1 rRNA gene and 1 pseudogene are annotated in these 759 nt (G+C 69.0%); both read right to left on the bottom strand.

Annotation, left to right across the window (positions count from 1 at the left end):
* Window positions 1-436: pseudogene (locus tag B085_RS42160) on the bottom strand (hypothetical protein); the annotation flags it as partial.
* Window positions 437-638: 202 nt separating this feature from the next.
* Window positions 639-755, bottom strand: a 5S ribosomal RNA gene (gene rrf, locus B085_RS0112455).
* Window positions 756-759: the final 4 nt, after the last annotated feature.

Below are 759 nucleotides of genomic sequence, written 5' to 3'. Positions count from 1 at the left end.
TCGCGCGGACGGTCCTCACGGGGGCGGTCGTAGCGCGGACGGTCGTCACGACGGAACCCACCACGGTCGTCACGGGGACGATCCGCACGAGGACGGTCGAAGCGGGGACGGTCCTCACGGGGACCGTCAGAACGCGGACGGTCATCGCGACGGAACCCACCACGATCGTCACGACGGTCGTCACGGGGACGGTCGTAGCGCGGGCGGTCGTCACGGCGGAATCCACCGCGGTCGTCACGGGGACGGTCATCGCGCGGGCGATCCTCACGGGGACGGTCAGAACGCGGACGGTCATCGCGGCGGTAGCCGCCGCGGTCATCACGCCGGTCGTCGCGACCCCGGTCCTCGTACCGCCCTCGCGGACGGTCGTCGGGCCGGCGGTAACCGCCGCCGGCACGGTCGCCTTCGCGCCGGGGGCCGCCGCTGCGGTTTTCACCCCGGTCGCCGCCCTGGCGCGGAGCGCGCCGCTCAGGCCGATCCGGCCGTTCCTCGGGCGAGTTGGACATCGACGTGACTCCTGTCGTTCGTACTGCTGTAGTGCCAGTCTCTCGTACCCGTCCGCGAGTTGCGCACCACGCCAAAAACAAGAAGACCCTCGGTCCCAGCGCTTTGGCCAGGACCGAGGGTCCATAAAGATTGTTCGGCGGCGTCCTACTCTCCCACAGGGTCCCCCCTGCAGTACCATCGGCGCTGAAAGGCTTAGCTTCCGGGTTCGGAATGTAACCGGGCGTTTCCCTAACGCTATGACCACCGAAACAC

Source organism: Streptomyces sp. BoleA5, assembly GCF_000373665.1.
Lineage (GTDB): Bacteria > Actinomycetota > Actinomycetes > Streptomycetales > Streptomycetaceae > Actinacidiphila.
The sequence above is the reverse complement of the archived record's forward strand: the minus strand, read 5'-3'. Positions and strand labels throughout refer to the sequence as shown.